A 14809-nucleotide genomic window follows, 5' to 3' on the forward strand; every position below is an offset into this window, starting at 1 on the left:
GGCATGGACAGCATTATAACTAGGCAAAATAACGACACCTTAAATAGCAAAGCGGCACTTAACCTCTGCCTGCAGCTTTGGCAGCAAGGCGGTTTAATCGCCAGTAAAGCAGCTTTGTTATTGGCGGCTGTGCCTGCCCTTAGGTCACTGCTACAACCAATAATACAGACGAAAAAGAACGACGCTGAAAGTGATATCGTTAGCGCCTATAGCCTCACTGTACCATTGCTTGATGCCTTTAACGATTTAAGTCAGCCAGGTGAATGGCAATTAGCGTTGTTGGGCTTAACCCCAGATGTTCGCCAACATTGGATAAATTTAGCCGCCGCTCGCTGCCAGGAAGCAGGCGCGATGAATGACACAATGGTATTGGTTAAACTCATTCAGCAACTGGGCAATGCCAGTGAATGGGTCTTAGCCCTGTTGGAAAACTCAGACTCCTCACCACAAATTATTGCAGGCCCATTGGCGCAAACCGAACGCGATTTACTCGGCCATAGCCTAAAAGAAAACGCTGCCATTCCCGCTCTATGCCGTATTTTGCGCACCTGCCATACCCTATTTACCGTAAGTGAACAAAATGAACCACCCGCACCTATACAAGCGGTGGATGTAACCGCAAAGCAACTTGCAAACAATTGGTGTAGCGGGCGTTTGTTAGCACTCCCCAATACCTTGCTAAATGAACATGATCTGAAACCTAATGCCGATTGGTTATTGGTGTCCCGCTCAGGTCATGACAACGTGCCGCTTACCGAGCTATTCGCCCAACAGCCCTGGTTATTTTTACTCAGTCTCATTATCTTTGTGCAAGATGCCTGGGCTGCCGAGCAACGTGGCGGCTTGTTGCTCACCTTACCTGCCAGGCAAAATGCCTTTGCACCCGGTCAAATAAATGTGGCGGTACAAGGCGTTGAAGGTGATGAGGTGAGCCTGGGCAGTTTGGCTGAGTTTCTTGTGCTTCTGCTCGGTGAGCTCAATATCACCCTCTACCCGGCTCTCGATGCGAACACAGAAAGCATCAACCGCCTAAACCGCGTCCTAAGCTCATTCATTGCTGAATTGCTGGCACAAAAAATCTGGCAATTTACCGAGGCGGGTCGTGGCGAATCCGGCCACTATAGAATTCACGCAAGCTTTAGCGATGCCTGCTACAGCCTGCCGTTAGCACCGCTATTTAGCTACAAAAGCCAAACTTTACAACGGGCCATTAAGCAACTGGCGCAGAACTGCTATGCCAATCAAAAACGCGCCGCCAATAGAATAAACCTTCAAGGATCGTCGTTATGAGTTTTGAATTAAACGAACAGATGGTTGATAGCCTGGCAAAACAACATCGCTGGGCGGCGACGGGCGTATCAGATTACCCACCTCGCGACCCGTTAGTTGGCCAGAGCCGCTTTTTTAAACGCTTTCAAACCTTTTTGCATACGGTAGATCACGACGATGATCGCTTTGCCCATGTGTTTGCCGTCGAAGCCGAATGGGGCCGGGGTAAATCACGTTTAGGCCATGAATTGGTCGCACAAATCAACGACTGTTCCAGGGGCTGGTTTGTCCGCGATGAACAAGGCCAACTTCACGATAAGCAGCTGTTTAATCGCGACGCACAAGATAAATACCTGGCGCTCTATATTCGCTACTCGCAAGTGGCATCAGATTATCAAAACTCGGATAACTGGTTTGCTTTTGGTTTATATCAGGCGCTATTACCACTGGCCACGCAAGCCTTTGATGGATCGATTCAAAGTGAAATAGCCAAACAAGCCTATGAGCGCTTAATGCCATTTGGCTTTAAAGCCGAACTGTTAGCAGATGCCTTACAGCTGAACGCCAACCACAGTGAAGAAGCTCTCTATACCGACCAAACCCTGGTAGTAAGTTTGGTACAAGCAGCCTACCAGGTATTAAAGAGCTTTGGCGTGCAGTATATGTTGGTGGTACTGGACGAGCTGGAAACCGTGGCCGAAGCCGCCACCTTTGGCCTGGAAGACGAACAAGACAAACGCCTCGATGGCCAGGCCATTCGCCTGATTGGTAAAGCAATCAAAGAAGAAGACCCGCGCCGTAAACTTCCATGGTTGCGCTATGTGGCACTGTGTTCACCCCTGCTTGGCCAGCAATTGCGCGAAATTCAATCGGTCGCGCGCCGCTTTGAGTTAGTGGAGCTTGAACACAACGCCTTTGCCGATGTATCGGACTATGTGGCAAGCCTCTTAAAAGACGGCAAGCTGGGTTTTAATTACCCGTCTGGTTTAGTTGAAGCTGCTTACGCCATGAGTGGTGCCAACTTCGGTTGGTTTAACGTGGTCATGGCCAATGTGGATGCGGTGCTGAGTCAATACCAAGAAGCAGGCCGTAGTATTAAGGATGTGGGCGATTTATTTGAAGCTGTGCTGGCAGGTTCTGGCCGAGTAGCCAGGAATGTGCTGGATAAAGGCGCGATAGAAGGCATTCAAACCCGCGACCAGGCACTATTGGCCGAATGCCGTAGTTTGCTCTACGGCCAATTGCCCGTGCGCTTAACTGAAGTGAGCCATGCAACAAAAATACTGGCACTGAAAAACGAAGATTTGGAACCAATTGCCGCTCATTACCGCAAACTGAGCCTTGATCGCCTACAGTGCCGACAAGCCCTGGAGCAAGCCAAATTCCGCCGCGATAAAGACGAATGGTACTATCCAGCAGTAGATCAGGCGCTGAGCTTAGATACCTTGCTGGATAACCTGCGTACTTTTTCGATTAAAGAACAAGCCGCAAGCGGTGATAAAGGCGCAGTATTACTGCCACTGTCAAAAGGTGAGTTTAAATACTTGCTCAGCTTACTGTACGACCACCCAGCGATTGAATTTGCCACCGATGCCTTATGGCATAAATTAGTAGGCGAAACTACCGAACTGGACGCCAGCGAAGCAACCCATATTGGTCCCAGTGTGGCTATGTTGCTGCGCCTGGATTTGCGCTATCGCAGCGCCCAGCAAAATTCATTGATTTTTAAAGATCCCGCCATGGGTGATAGTCATGAACAGGCTATGGCTGAACTTAGCAAACAAAGTAGCCAGAAGCCGCTCATCAAGGCATTAGCCCGTGTAACTGGCTTTGTGAGATTACTGGATAATAACTGGACCTATGATGAAAACTTGCTGAGTAATAAAGCGGGTAGCGACGATGCACCTCTGGCCATTTTAACCGAGTCCCGTGGCCGCCAGGGTGGTTTACTTACCCTGGATGGATTTAAGCTTCACCCAGAAGGTAAAGCCTTGTTTGCCTGGGTCAGTAACCTAATTGAGCTGAACAATCTTCACTCCTTTGCGGCAAACCACAGCCACCAAAATGGTCGCACTCCAGTATTAGCGTTAACCGCATCTGCACATCTCATGGAGCAATACAGCCGACTGGATGAAAGAAATGAGTTGCGTGATGCGATACTGCTGCATTATGTCAACCCAAGCGAAGCAGACCAGTTAGAGCGTATTGGCTTAAGTTTGGCAGCATGCCAGTTGCACGGCGTGAATTTAACTGCCGACAGCTTTACCGCGAAATTCAAAAACAAGCTGCATGCCTTGACAACTTTTGCCACAGATGCCATTCACAAGTGGCGCCAACGTTTACAGCAGCGCGGTTTAATTGCCTGGCCGTTAAAAGTAGATGGTAAATTATCACCGAATGACCGAGACCTGTTGTTTAAAGGCTGGTATCAGCTGGCCATTGCTCACCCTGAGTTAAATGGCATTCTCGATTTACAACAGCAACACGGCGTACCAGTGAATGAGCTGAGCAGCTTGTTGGATAAACTTAAGGTGCCGGGCAGCTATATTGCCAAAGGTTACACGGCCGATGAACATGCCGGGCTATTTACTGAACTTAATAATGTGCAGCGAAGCCAGGCGCAGATCCCATTATTTTTAGCCCGTATTGCTCACCCTAATAAAAAGCACAAGTGGCAATTCGAAGGCTTTAAGCAACAGTTTTATTTCGCCTATGTGGCTGAAACGAGTATTACCGCCAAAGGCGTGTTTAATGACTGGATGTGGTGGTGTGGAGAGCTGAACTTACTCACTTTAACCAATCCAACAGAAAAACAGGCAATTTGGGAGCACTACCCGCGCTCCCGCTTAGAAAATTCCATTAGGGAAGCGCAAAACTGGTTCCTTGGTAACGATATGGGCAGCTACACAGCCAATGTGGAAGTCATGAGCCACGTGTATGGTTATGCACGCATTAATGAAATGTTCGCGCCACTGGGTAAAAATAAGCTGGGTTTCGTCACCGTGGAAGCTAAAGAGCAGCTGGAAAAAGCACAATCGCTATTTAACGTGCTCAAACAACAAGAAGAACAACTGGCTGATATGGTCGAGGCCAACGACACGAAAGTATTGGCAGGGCTTATCCACAAACGTGCTGAAGTGCTGGAGCTGGTAGCAAAGGTTAAACCGCTTAATAGTTCCAGGCCTATGCTAAAAGATGCCCATATTCTCAGCTTAGAAGACAAAACGACCTCGCTTTATCAACGGATTGAACAGGCCTGTTTATTTGCCGAGTTTGTTGAGCGCAGCGCTGAGCGTATCAACAACCGACTCGCTGATTTAATCATAGATGTTGAAACAGAGTGTGCCCCGCTGACGAATTTCCCGAAACGTCTGTACACCAACACGCTGCGCACCATAGGTCATATTTTAGACGGAGCGTTAAAAGACGATACCAGCAGTGCAACTGGCCGAAAAGAGCAGCAAGCAGACAGCGATACCTTACTGCATTACCTGCGTAAACTCGATTTAGGTAAAGCGCAAGACAAGCTTTCAGCCTTAGCGCAAGAAGTGGGTTTAAACCTGCACAGTGATCAACAGTTGCCGATAGCGGAGATTCAGGGGCATATTTTGTCCAGCTACCGCAACTGCAAAGAACGATTTAGTAAGCTGGTTAATAACCTCACAGAGCAAAAACTACGTGCACAACAACTGCAAGAATGGCTTAGTAGCGCCACGGCTGAGTATCAGTTCACCGATGACATTGCAGAGCTACCAAAACTGGTAATGAAATTACAGCTAATTGAAGATGCTATTGCCGATCTCCCCAACGATGCCGAGAGCAAGCGTCAAAGTATGCAAAACAGTTTGCGCAATGGGCAGTTTTCATCGTTACGGGATTTACCAGAAGAGCTTTTAAAACCGGCACGCGGTCAACTTACACCGATTCAAGGCCAGCTACTTAAAATTGAAGAGCGTCTAAACCAAGTAAGACGCAACTGCATTGAGCAAGTAAACAGCTGGCTGCCGTTATTAAAACCGCTATTGGCTTCTCAAAAGCAAGCGGAACCAGCAGCGTTGACTCTGGAGGATGTGAGCAATTTGAGTGTTAGAGAACTTCAACAGGTGTGTGAAAGCACCCAAGCCAAATGGCAGAGTCAAGGTGAGCAAATATTAAAAGATACAGGCTTAACACTGGCGGATTGGCAACCGATTTATCAGGCTTTGAGCCAAAATCAGGAACCCGTGTTAACACCTGAGCAACAGAAAGGACTTGTAGACAAAGGCATTGTAAAAATGCGCCTTACCTTTGCCACTGGTTTATAGAGGTGACGCGATGAGTCTTTATTTATCTGCGGCACTGGCCAGTAATCGTAAAGGCCGTTTTTTGCAAACTGTTGCGGAGGCTACTCCCTTAACGAAGGATTGGATTAGCTCGCCGCCTGCCAGCGGTTTGTTAATAGCGCAAGCAGAAGAGTTGACTGACGCTAATACTATTCAGCACCTGTATCACTGGGCTATGCAGGCAGGTTGTACCGCTTTGGTAATAAACCTGAAAGCTGAACAATTTACCTTATTAGCGCAATTGCCCTCCCAACTGGATTGGCAGTTAGTACCAGCGAGCTTGAGGGTGCAGGAACCGGGGCTAACCGCTTTGCTAGCCAGTGAAACAGACCAGGCTATTGCTGGCTTTACTGGCAGCGCAGATCGCTACCAGCACCAGGCCGGTGATGTAGTGCATACCCGCTACATACGAAAACACAGCAACAGTGGGCTATTAGCCTTTACCACGTTACCTTTGTGGTCGCTGACTTTACTCGATCATAGTGAGATCCTGGTGAGCTGGTTGAATTGGTTTGTGGACCATGCAGGCATTGCTGAACGAATAATCAAACCTAAAGCGCCATCAACTGACTACACACCAGATAAGCACGATCTGGTTGTATTGCTACTACTCTACGCTGGAAGTGGCATGAGCTTACAAGCGTTGTCTGAGCATAATGCGGTTAAGCTGATGTTTGATGTTAATAGCCTTGATATTGTCAAGCGGGGTGAGATGTTGCGGCAGCACGATTTTATCGACGACGCGGGCATAACAGCTACCGGTAAAACATGCCTACAAGCCTCGCAATATTGGGCTTATGCCCCATTACTTAGCGAGCAGCTACACACAGGAACGCTATAAACATGAATGAGAACAAAACGATGAATTTAGCGCAATCGCTCGCCATCGATAGCCAGCTTCGCTTACCGGGAAGTGCAGGACGCTTGCTTAAACAGGTCCGTGATATTGAGCAAGTGGCGCCGCTGTTCCGTGATGCTGGCTTAGTGAAAGCGGTCCCCAAGCCCACAATCGTTAATTTACGCGTAGCCGGTATTGCGACTAAATCGTGCTTAGACAAGGTATTGGGTGGTTTTATTTATGCCAGTGCAGCAGTGCGCGCAGATTTGCTAATAGATGACAATAAAGTCAGCACGGTGGGTAGCGACTCGGTATCAGAACTGGATGATATTGATTTTGAAGCTCAGCGTAAACGGCTTGATTTAATTGAAATTCGTCAGGCTTATCAGTTAGTTGAGAAAAAAATTTTAAGTTATGAGCCTGGCGATTTAATTTTGCTGGATACGCCGTTGTTTTTAGCACGGGATATGGCTCCGCTGGAGCGAAATGTCCGTCATAAACAAGAGTACGAAAAAACCAGACAAGTGATAGAAACTTTTTGGCAAAACCATCGCTCCAGAATTTTTCCCTGGAATCAAAATGGTGTAGTACTTGCGAGCATTTTGGCTGAGCGCTTTAGTGCCATTGTAAGTATCGCCAAACAAGATTTACGTACCGAACAAGGACGCAAACAAATTTTAGCATCTGATGGGTTTTCTAAAGAGTTGATGCAAAATCTGGAAGGACTGGATGAAAGTTTGGTTGGCGTGGGGGATTTACGATTTATCAATGGCATTTTAGGCAACTATTCGCGCACCATCGCATTTCGTTTGTCTGAACAAGAAAAGCGCATTGAACCCAATATTGAAGCTAAGCAAGGTCTAATTGGTTTTCACTTCCGTAGTGCCAGAGGTGGACAGATAAAAATGGTGCAATTAGCGGGTGACGAACCAGAATGGAAAAGTGCTGATCTCGATTTAGTTGCCTCTCGCCTGATGGTGCTGGATATGCAAAACAAAGGTAATGCAATGCCGTTGCCACAATTACTTGGCTATCAACAGCTTGGTATTTTACCTAAATTTGCTACGTTTTATCGCCAGGGTTTACACCAGGCACTAAAGAATAATGATATTGAGGCCGGGTGGTTGGCAGGCCTCGATGAGGGATTGAATAATGGCTTATAAAGTTTTAGGTAAATTAGTCGGTAACACTGGTGATGCCAGTCAGTTAACTATGGTTGTGCAAGACTCGTTTTCAGTACGCCGTGGTGAGTTTATACGCATTATGCACCAGGAACGCAAAGATGAGGGGCAAGTCGCCGTACTGGGGCGAGTGACCAAGATAAGCCGTACTAATATGCTCTATAACGCCGGCTTTGGCGATGGTGTAACCGAGCTTGAGCTTTTGCCCGGTGCGAATGTAACTGGTGAGAATATGTTTGCTCAGGTCGAATTGGTTGGTTACCGCGATCCTGTGACTCGTCAGATCAAAATTCCACGTCGCCCACTTAACCCGGGTACCGCTGTTGAAACCGTCGATTTTCAGTTTTTGAGTGATTTTTACGAATTTAATGAACACTCCAGTTTGCACTTGGGTAACTTAGTAGGCTACGACAAAGGCGAGAATACAGTTCCTGTTTTTATTGACGTGAACAAGTTGGTCACTGAGCATTTGGCTGTTCTGGCAATGACGGGTTCAGGTAAGTCTTATACTGTTGGCCGCATTATAGAACGTTTAGTCGCGGTTAATAACGGAACTGTGGTGGTATTTGACCCACATGGTGAATACGGTAAAGCCCTCGCTGGTGGTAATCTGCAATTCTCAAGCTTCTTAGATGCTACTGACGATAAGCGTGATCAAGAAGCACTGCCACTGATTAAACAGACCTTTGAAAAGCTGCAAGCCGTCGGTGCGGGTATTCAGATTTACTCACCGCAACACGAGTCTTTTAAACATAAATACGCCAGCAAGAACACACCATTAGCGCTTCAGTTCGACCATTTTGAAATGGACGATATTGCTGAAATATTACCTGGCTTAACGGAACCGCAGCAACGAGTACTCGATGTTGCAATTCGTTATTGGCGCTCTGCTGATAAGACAGAGCCACGAGATATTAACCGCCTGCGCTTCTTATTAGGTGATGGCATTGAAGAGTTAAAAGAGTGGGACGACCTTTCTGAAGCTGAGGCGAAGGCGTTATCGGGCCGTAGTGCCGCTGTCGCCTCGATGAAGCTTTCACGCGTGCTTAATGAAGCCAAAAGTTTTTACAGTGCAACGATGGCTGAGCCAACTGATATTTACAAAATGGTGGGTCGCCCGAGCAATCAACAGGGGCGTTTAGTCGTTGTGGACTTACAAGGTTTGAGTGATACCGCCAAGCAGGTCGTTTGTGCACTGTTATCTAGTGAAATATTAAAAGCAGCATCTAGCAAGACGGACCCGCTGCGCCCATGCTTTATCATTTACGAAGAAGGCCATAATTTTGCACCGGCCGGTGGCAATGCAGTCAGTCACCGCATTATTAAAAAGATTGCCGGTGAAGGTCGTAAATTTGGTGTTGGATTTGGCATTGTGAGCCAGCGTCCTTCGAAATTGGACTCGGATGTGACTTCTCAGTGCAACACCCTGATTACAATGCGCTTAAAGAACCCAGATGATCAACGCTTTATAGCTAAAGCATCAGACATGGTGAGTAAAGCTGACCTAGAGGAGCTTCCGAGTTTATCAACTGGAGAGGCTTTGGTATGTGGTCGTTCAATCCCTGCACCACTGCTTGTTAAAGTCGGTAGTAAGGCATTGATTCACGGTGGTGAATCACCGGAAGTCTTGCGCGTTTGGGGCTCTTTCAATGGCTAAGCTGCCTATGCCTGAAGTTGCTTGGGTAAATGAAAATTTTCCACTTTTAGCAAGCGGTAAGCTACTGGACCAGGATGTATTGGTCCACAGCTTAGGCTGCAGTGTTTGGAATACATTTGGGCATGAGCAATCATTTATGGCGGTGGTGGAATGCCCAGCACCAGGCACATTTGGCGCTGATATTCGCTCAGACTCGGGCTGGTTTCATAAAGCTTCAGCATCGCCTCTGTGTTTAATCGAATTTGAACGCTTTGATGGTTCTGCGAAAGGACAGCAAAAGCTAGAGGAAAAATTAAAAAACTTACTGGAAGCAGCACAGCGCTGGAATCATTCCCCCAAAACCCTGGCCCTCAGTGCCTGGAGCCAAGGCTTAGTAGGTGCACCTGATACCCAAAAACTGAAAGACATTTGCCGCATGGGTTTTACTTCGTCCACTGGTGCCCAAATAAGCGCCGCTCCTGATGTTGAGGTGGTGTTTAGTCGCTTTTTATTTATCAAAAATCTGAGCATGATTGCTTTGGACAGAATTCACTATGAGGTATTGATGTGAATATAAAATCAGCACATTTTTTGCCAGGGACGAATAAACGCCTTGGCAACAAATACCTGTTACTTGAATGTCTTGGTGATGGTAGTCATGGTTGGGTATGGCGATCGGAGCGTCTGCAGGATGGAAAAATCGTCGCAGTAAAAATCCCTAAGGATATTACTCGGGAAGACCGTCAGCTTGCCGAAGGTAAAGAACTTTTAGACGTCGAGCCGCACGAGAATATTGTGCAAATTTTTGATATGGGCCGTATAGATAATGAATGGTTCTATATTGAAATGGAGTATTTTCCTAGCCAAACCTTAGCGCAAAAGCTCGATGACAGGCAGCGTAATTTTGGCCAGACCTATGAGCGATTGTTCAAAATATATCGTCAAGTGCTCTGTGCTGTGCATTATCTGGCCGAGCTCCCAGTGCCAATATCCCATGGAGATATTAAGCCGCATAACATTTTGGTTGGTGAACGTGATCTGGTGAAGTTGACGGACTTTGGCAGCTCCGCTTTGCCAGAAGAGATCTACGTTCGTACCCGAGAAAATGGTGGGACTGTGTTGTATTCGGCCCCAGAGTTCTCCAATGTCGATAGCCGTAGAGGCAGTCTAGAAGAGCTACTGTTGGGCGACATCTATAGTTTAGGTGTATTGCTATACCAGCTGCTGACAGGAAAGCTACCCCATGACACGCCAGCACAAGTTCAGCGCCACGCACCTTTCAAGCTTCCGACAGAGATTAATAGCTCTATTCATACCGACCTGGAGCAAGTGGTTCTTACCTGCTTACAAAAACGAGCTGAGGATCGCTTTTCAACTATTTCCGACTTAATTCATGCATTTGATGCAGCCACAATTAAGCAACTAAAAGTTGGTGCCATTGTTCCAGTTTTTCATACTAAGCCTGATCAAGACTGGTCAAGTGCGGTACTTGAAGCAATGTCCGATCAGTCTTACCAAAAAGCCGCTCAGTTAGCATCGCAGGAGTATAGCCGCAGTAAAGATTTACAAGCTCTACATCAGCAACTTATTGCCTTGTACCGAGCCAATCGCTTGTTCGACTTTGAAAAAGTTGTAGAGGACAATAAAGCGACCTTGCTTGAGGGAAAGTTGACTCAACCAGCGGATTTGTTCGAGCTGATTGTTAAGGCAAACCTACAATTGCGCAATATCAGTCAAGCAAAATGCTGGTTGTTGCAACGAAAGCAAGCTGAAGCAGAAAACGCTGCGACCATGTATTTAGAATCTTCTATCCTTGGCCTTGAAGCTAAATATCCTGAAGCAAGAGCACTATTGGAGAGAGTAAACCAAACAACTCCAATGAAGTTCCATGTATTAAGCCAACTCATTTTAGTTTGCGAGCAAATGCGTGATTACTCTGGTGCTGCGGCTTATTTGAAAGCAGCATTACGAGTTGCACCATTGGATAACAGCATGAAAGAGAAAAAAGAATTGTATGCAAAGCTTGGGGTTATTTGATACAAAAAACACCAACTAGGCAAATACAAACTATGATCTTTCTTTATGAATTATTAAGAACAAAAATCTCCTCTCCAAGGGGAGGAGACTTGAAATTATGAGTATTTGATTAATAAAGTTTAAGTCCCCAATTACACAACTAATGCTATTGGAAAACACGATTAGCCTTAGCAAAACTAAAAGGCGAAACTTCCTTCACTCTATTCGCATCCAAATAATCAGCCCACCATTGCACCATCAGTCGCCTCTCTTCAATATGCTCCGCTTTATGAATATAAGCAGCTCTTACTGAATTGCGTTCTTGGTGGCTCATCTGCCTTTCTACCGCATCCTTCGACCATAGTCCTGACTCGATCAACGAGCTACAGGCCATCGTTCTGAAACCATGACCACAAACTTCTGTCTTCGTATCATAGCCCATCACACGTAATGCGTTGTTAACCGTGTTTTCACTCATTGGCTTTCTTGGATTATGATCACCGATAAAGATCAGTTCATGGTTACCGCTGAATTGGTAGATCTGTTTTAAGATCTCAATGGCTTGTCGGCTTAAAGGGACTAAATGAGGTGTGCGCATTTTTGATCCACGATGGGAGTGTTTAACCCCTTCTATCGCTTCGCGTTCAGCGGGGATCGTCCACATGGCATTTTCAAAATCGATTTCATCCCAACGAGCAAAGCGCAATTCACTGGAACGAATGAAGACTAACAAAGTAAGTTTAACTGCAAGTTTAGTTAAAGGCCTTCCCTTATAATCATCGATGCGTTGTAAGAACTCAGGTAGGCGTTTAAGTTCTAAGGCCGCTCTATGAACTCGTTTACCTGTCGCAACTGCGCCAGCCATGTCTTGCGCTGGGTTATAGTCGATCAAACCGCTTTGTACGGCATAGCGCATGATGCCGGTTACACGTTGTTGTAAACGTGCCGCCACCTCAAGACGTCCAGACGTCTCTACGGCTTTAATGGGTTCAAGGAGATCGCGAGTTTTCAGTTCGGCAATATTGCGTTTACCAATAGCAGCGAAGATATTGTCCTCAAGGCTTTTTAGCACTCGATGGCTATGCCCTTCTGACCACTTCTTATTGGTTGCGTGCCAATCGCGAGCAACCTTCTCGAAAGTGTTAAATTCCTTTTGCTGCTCTTCCTTTAATTCTTTTTTGAGTTCGCGTGGATCGATACCTAAAGCAACTTGCTTTCTGGCAGCATCCCTTCTTTCTCTTGCATCTGCTAAAGAAATTTCAGGGTATACACCAAAAGCCATCAAATGTTGTTTACCGCCAAAGCGAAAACGGAAGCGCCAATATTTAGAGCCATTGGGGTGAATATAAAGAAACAAGCCATCACTGTCTGTCAGTGTATAAGCTTTCTCGTCAGGTTTAGCTGCACGAACTTTTGTATCGGTTAATGCCATATTCTTTATCCTCTACACCCCAGAGTGAGTATATAAACGAGATATCTCAGATTACTGTTGATAATTTCGAGTTACATAACCAACTATGCACCTACGCCACAAGCTGCACCTGTATTGCACTATCATCGGTAATACGAGGTAAAATGAGTATACATTCATTATCGAAGCGATGTATATACTCAGTTGTATACTCACTCGAAGGTTGATGTGGGTTGAGTTAAGTTGACATGCATTGACTGAAAATGAGGGGAAAGCCTTGCAAACACTGGATTTTAGATACAAAAAAAGACGTCCGTTGACGTCTCTTGATGTTCTTATGGTGCCGAAGGCCGGACTCGAACCGGCACACCCGAAGGCGGTTGATTTTGAATCAACTGCGTCTACCAATTCCGCCACTCCGGCACGAAGTGATGTGTTTCTTGGAAAACGCTGCCATTATACTTGCCTTGTGCCTACTGGCAACACTTATTCGTGAAGATACGGTTTGTTCGATTAAAAAAAAAGCATATTCCTTAGATCTTATAAAATCACAAGGAAAGCTTCTTTTGTTTATATATCTATTAATGAGTATGTTAACTTCTCCCAAATTATTTTTCTTATCACGAGGCTCTGTGACTGGCGGCAGGTCATTATTTTTGTTAGTTTATCTGCAATCTAATGTCAATATTTAAGGTTTAATCATGGGTTTTGTTGGGTGGATAGCAACAGGTATCTTTATTGGCATCTTAATTGGTGTGGTAATGAAGATTTTCGCGAAGAAAAAATAATATGGCTGAAAGGCCATTTGCAAACAATCATATCGGCTGGCTTCCAACATGAAGAAATCATTTCTAAAAGTTCTGTCTGTATCTGCATTATCCTTAGTGTTAATGGCATGTTCAAGTAAGACAGAAAAAACACCAAAGTTTTTGCAAAGTAATGATATTGAATCCTCTGACTGGCAAGTTTTTGAGGGAGATAGAAGGACTTACGAGCGCGTCGCTAAGATTGTCGATTTATACGCTAATCGCATTTTTAATGAAAGCAATGCACGGGGCATGGCTATCATTGTTATCGATAATAATCAGGCGTTATCGCGTTATTATGGTGAAACCGCACCGGGTAATGGTAAAAAACCTGGTCCAAACTCATTAATTCGCATTGCATCAATTACAAAATTAATGACAAGCGAAATATTAATTAAACTTGAACAAGATAAGAAACTATTAATTACGGACCCATTACAACAATACGCTTACCATGGCGTTACTGTTCCTGATAATGCCAGCGGGCAACCTATTCGCTTATATCACTTAGCAAGCCATACCAGTGGCTTACCTCGCGAACAACCCGGTGGGAAATGGGGACGTCCTGTTTTTATTTGGCCAACTCAAGATAACCGCTGGACCTGGCTAAAAACAGGTAAGTTAGATGCAACACCGGGAACAGAAGCTTCTTATTCCAACTTAGCGTATGACTTATTGGCAGATGCGATGGTTAAAGCTTCAGGAGTCTCTTACCCTCAGCTATTTAACCACTATGTTACTTCTCCCGCCAAAATGACGAATACCACTTACACCCCCAATAATGCACAATGCGCGCGGTTAATGGAAGGAACGAAACCCAGCCCTTGCCATAACACTCTTGCAGCAGCAGGAAGTGGTGGTGTGTATTCCACCCCTGCAGATATGCAAAAATGGATGCAGCAATTTTTATCGACAGACAGTAACCTAAGAAAAGTCACCGCAGCCCGTGAACAAGGCATCTATTTTCCCCGTGAAAAACTTTTAGAAATTAAAGGGATGGATGTTGCAGGCCATGCTGATGGATTAGGCCTTGGGTGGGTGTATATGAAACCGAAAAATGGCATTCCTGGTATTTACCAAAAAACAGGTGGCGGTGGCGGGTTTAACACCTATATGGCGATGATCCCACAGCAAAATATTGGGGTATTTGTGGTAATGACCCGCAAAGATAACAGTAAATTCAGTAAATTAACGATTGGTGTTAATGAACTAGTCGCCTCATTATCTACTAACCATGCGTATGGGAAACATTGAAGGAGTACCGCCGAAGTGTTACAAACAATGGCGAGTTACACCCCGACCCTAAAACGTGGATTTACCCGCGTTATCT

9 protein-coding genes and 1 tRNA gene are annotated in these 14809 nt (G+C 45.7%); 8 read left to right on the forward strand and 2 right to left on the reverse strand.

Annotated elements, in window-relative coordinates; genetic code table 11:
• Positions 1-3 precede the first annotated feature (3 nt).
• From PR767_RS04075 to PR767_RS04105, 7 genes are read left to right on the forward strand one after another with little or no spacing between them, the layout of a single operon-like run.
• Entirely contained in the window at positions 4-1290 is a 1287-nt protein-coding gene (locus PR767_RS04075; protein WP_272519929.1) for a hypothetical protein, read from the forward strand.
• Positions 1287-5573, forward strand: coding sequence for a hypothetical protein (locus PR767_RS04080; RefSeq protein WP_272519930.1), 4287 nt, complete (start codon positions 1287-1289; stop codon positions 5571-5573). Before PR767_RS04075 ends, PR767_RS04080 begins: the two co-directional genes overlap by 4 nt.
• Before the next feature lie 10 nt (positions 5574-5583).
• Positions 5584-6432: a hypothetical protein gene (locus PR767_RS04085; RefSeq protein WP_272519931.1), complete on the forward strand. Its 849-nt coding sequence runs from the start codon at positions 5584-5586 to the stop codon at positions 6430-6432.
• A 2-nt stretch (positions 6433-6434) separates the two neighbouring features.
• Entirely contained in the window at positions 6435-7592 is a 1158-nt protein-coding gene (locus tag PR767_RS04090) for a hypothetical protein (RefSeq protein WP_272519932.1), read from the forward strand.
• On the forward strand, positions 7582-9267 hold the full coding sequence (locus PR767_RS04095) for an ATP-binding protein (protein ID WP_272519933.1): 1686 nt from the start codon (positions 7582-7584) through the stop codon (positions 9265-9267). The genes PR767_RS04090 and PR767_RS04095 overlap by 11 nt, the downstream gene beginning before the upstream one ends.
• Positions 9260-9817 carry a hypothetical protein gene (locus PR767_RS04100; RefSeq protein ID WP_238795283.1) on the forward strand — a complete coding sequence of 186 codons (558 nt, stop codon included), beginning with the start codon at positions 9260-9262 and terminating at the stop codon, positions 9815-9817. The genes PR767_RS04095 and PR767_RS04100 overlap by 8 nt, the downstream gene beginning before the upstream one ends.
• Positions 9814-11283, forward strand: coding sequence for a serine/threonine-protein kinase (locus tag PR767_RS04105; RefSeq protein ID WP_272519934.1), 1470 nt, complete (start codon positions 9814-9816; stop codon positions 11281-11283). The genes PR767_RS04100 and PR767_RS04105 overlap by 4 nt, the downstream gene beginning before the upstream one ends.
• Positions 11284-11428: 145 nt before the next feature.
• Here PR767_RS04105 and PR767_RS04110 read toward each other — a convergent pair whose 3' ends face one another.
• Positions 11429-12694, reverse strand: coding sequence for a tyrosine-type recombinase/integrase (locus PR767_RS04110; protein ID WP_272519935.1), 1266 nt, complete (start codon positions 12692-12694; stop codon positions 11429-11431).
• A gap of 317 nt (positions 12695-13011) precedes the next feature.
• Positions 13012-13096 (reverse strand) — tRNA-Leu (locus PR767_RS04115).
• A 413-nt stretch (positions 13097-13509) separates the two neighbouring features.
• On the opposite strand from PR767_RS04115, the gene ampH reads away from it, so the two are divergent.
• Entirely contained in the window at positions 13510-14733 is a 1224-nt protein-coding gene (gene ampH, locus PR767_RS04120; protein ID WP_272519936.1) for a D-alanyl-D-alanine-carboxypeptidase/endopeptidase AmpH, read from the forward strand.
• The last annotated feature ends 76 nt before the right edge of the window (positions 14734-14809 follow it).

The organism is Providencia sp. PROV223 (genome assembly GCF_028479245.1).
Classification (GTDB): Bacteria; Pseudomonadota; Gammaproteobacteria; order Enterobacterales; family Enterobacteriaceae; genus Providencia; species Providencia rettgeri.

Bases quoted from the DNA above. Each gene is read 5' to 3' on its own strand.
- PR767_RS04075 (WP_272519929.1), top strand. From the start codon at position 4: ATGGACAGCATTATAACTAGGCAAAATAACGACACCTTAAATAGCAAA.
- PR767_RS04080 (WP_272519930.1), top strand. From the start codon at position 1,287: ATGAGTTTTGAATTAAACGAACAGATGGTTGATAGCCTGGCAAAACAA.
- PR767_RS04085 (WP_272519931.1), top strand. From the start codon at position 5,584: ATGAGTCTTTATTTATCTGCGGCACTGGCCAGTAATCGTAAAGGCCGT.
- PR767_RS04090 (WP_272519932.1), top strand. From the start codon at position 6,435: ATGAATGAGAACAAAACGATGAATTTAGCGCAATCGCTCGCCATCGAT.
- PR767_RS04095 (WP_272519933.1), top strand. From the start codon at position 7,582: ATGGCTTATAAAGTTTTAGGTAAATTAGTCGGTAACACTGGTGATGCC.
- PR767_RS04100 (WP_238795283.1), top strand. From the start codon at position 9,260: ATGGCTAAGCTGCCTATGCCTGAAGTTGCTTGGGTAAATGAAAATTTT.
- PR767_RS04110 (WP_272519935.1), bottom strand. From the start codon at position 12,694: ATGGCATTAACCGATACAAAAGTTCGTGCAGCTAAACCTGACGAGAAA.
- ampH (WP_272519936.1), top strand. From the start codon at position 13,510: ATGAAGAAATCATTTCTAAAAGTTCTGTCTGTATCTGCATTATCCTTA.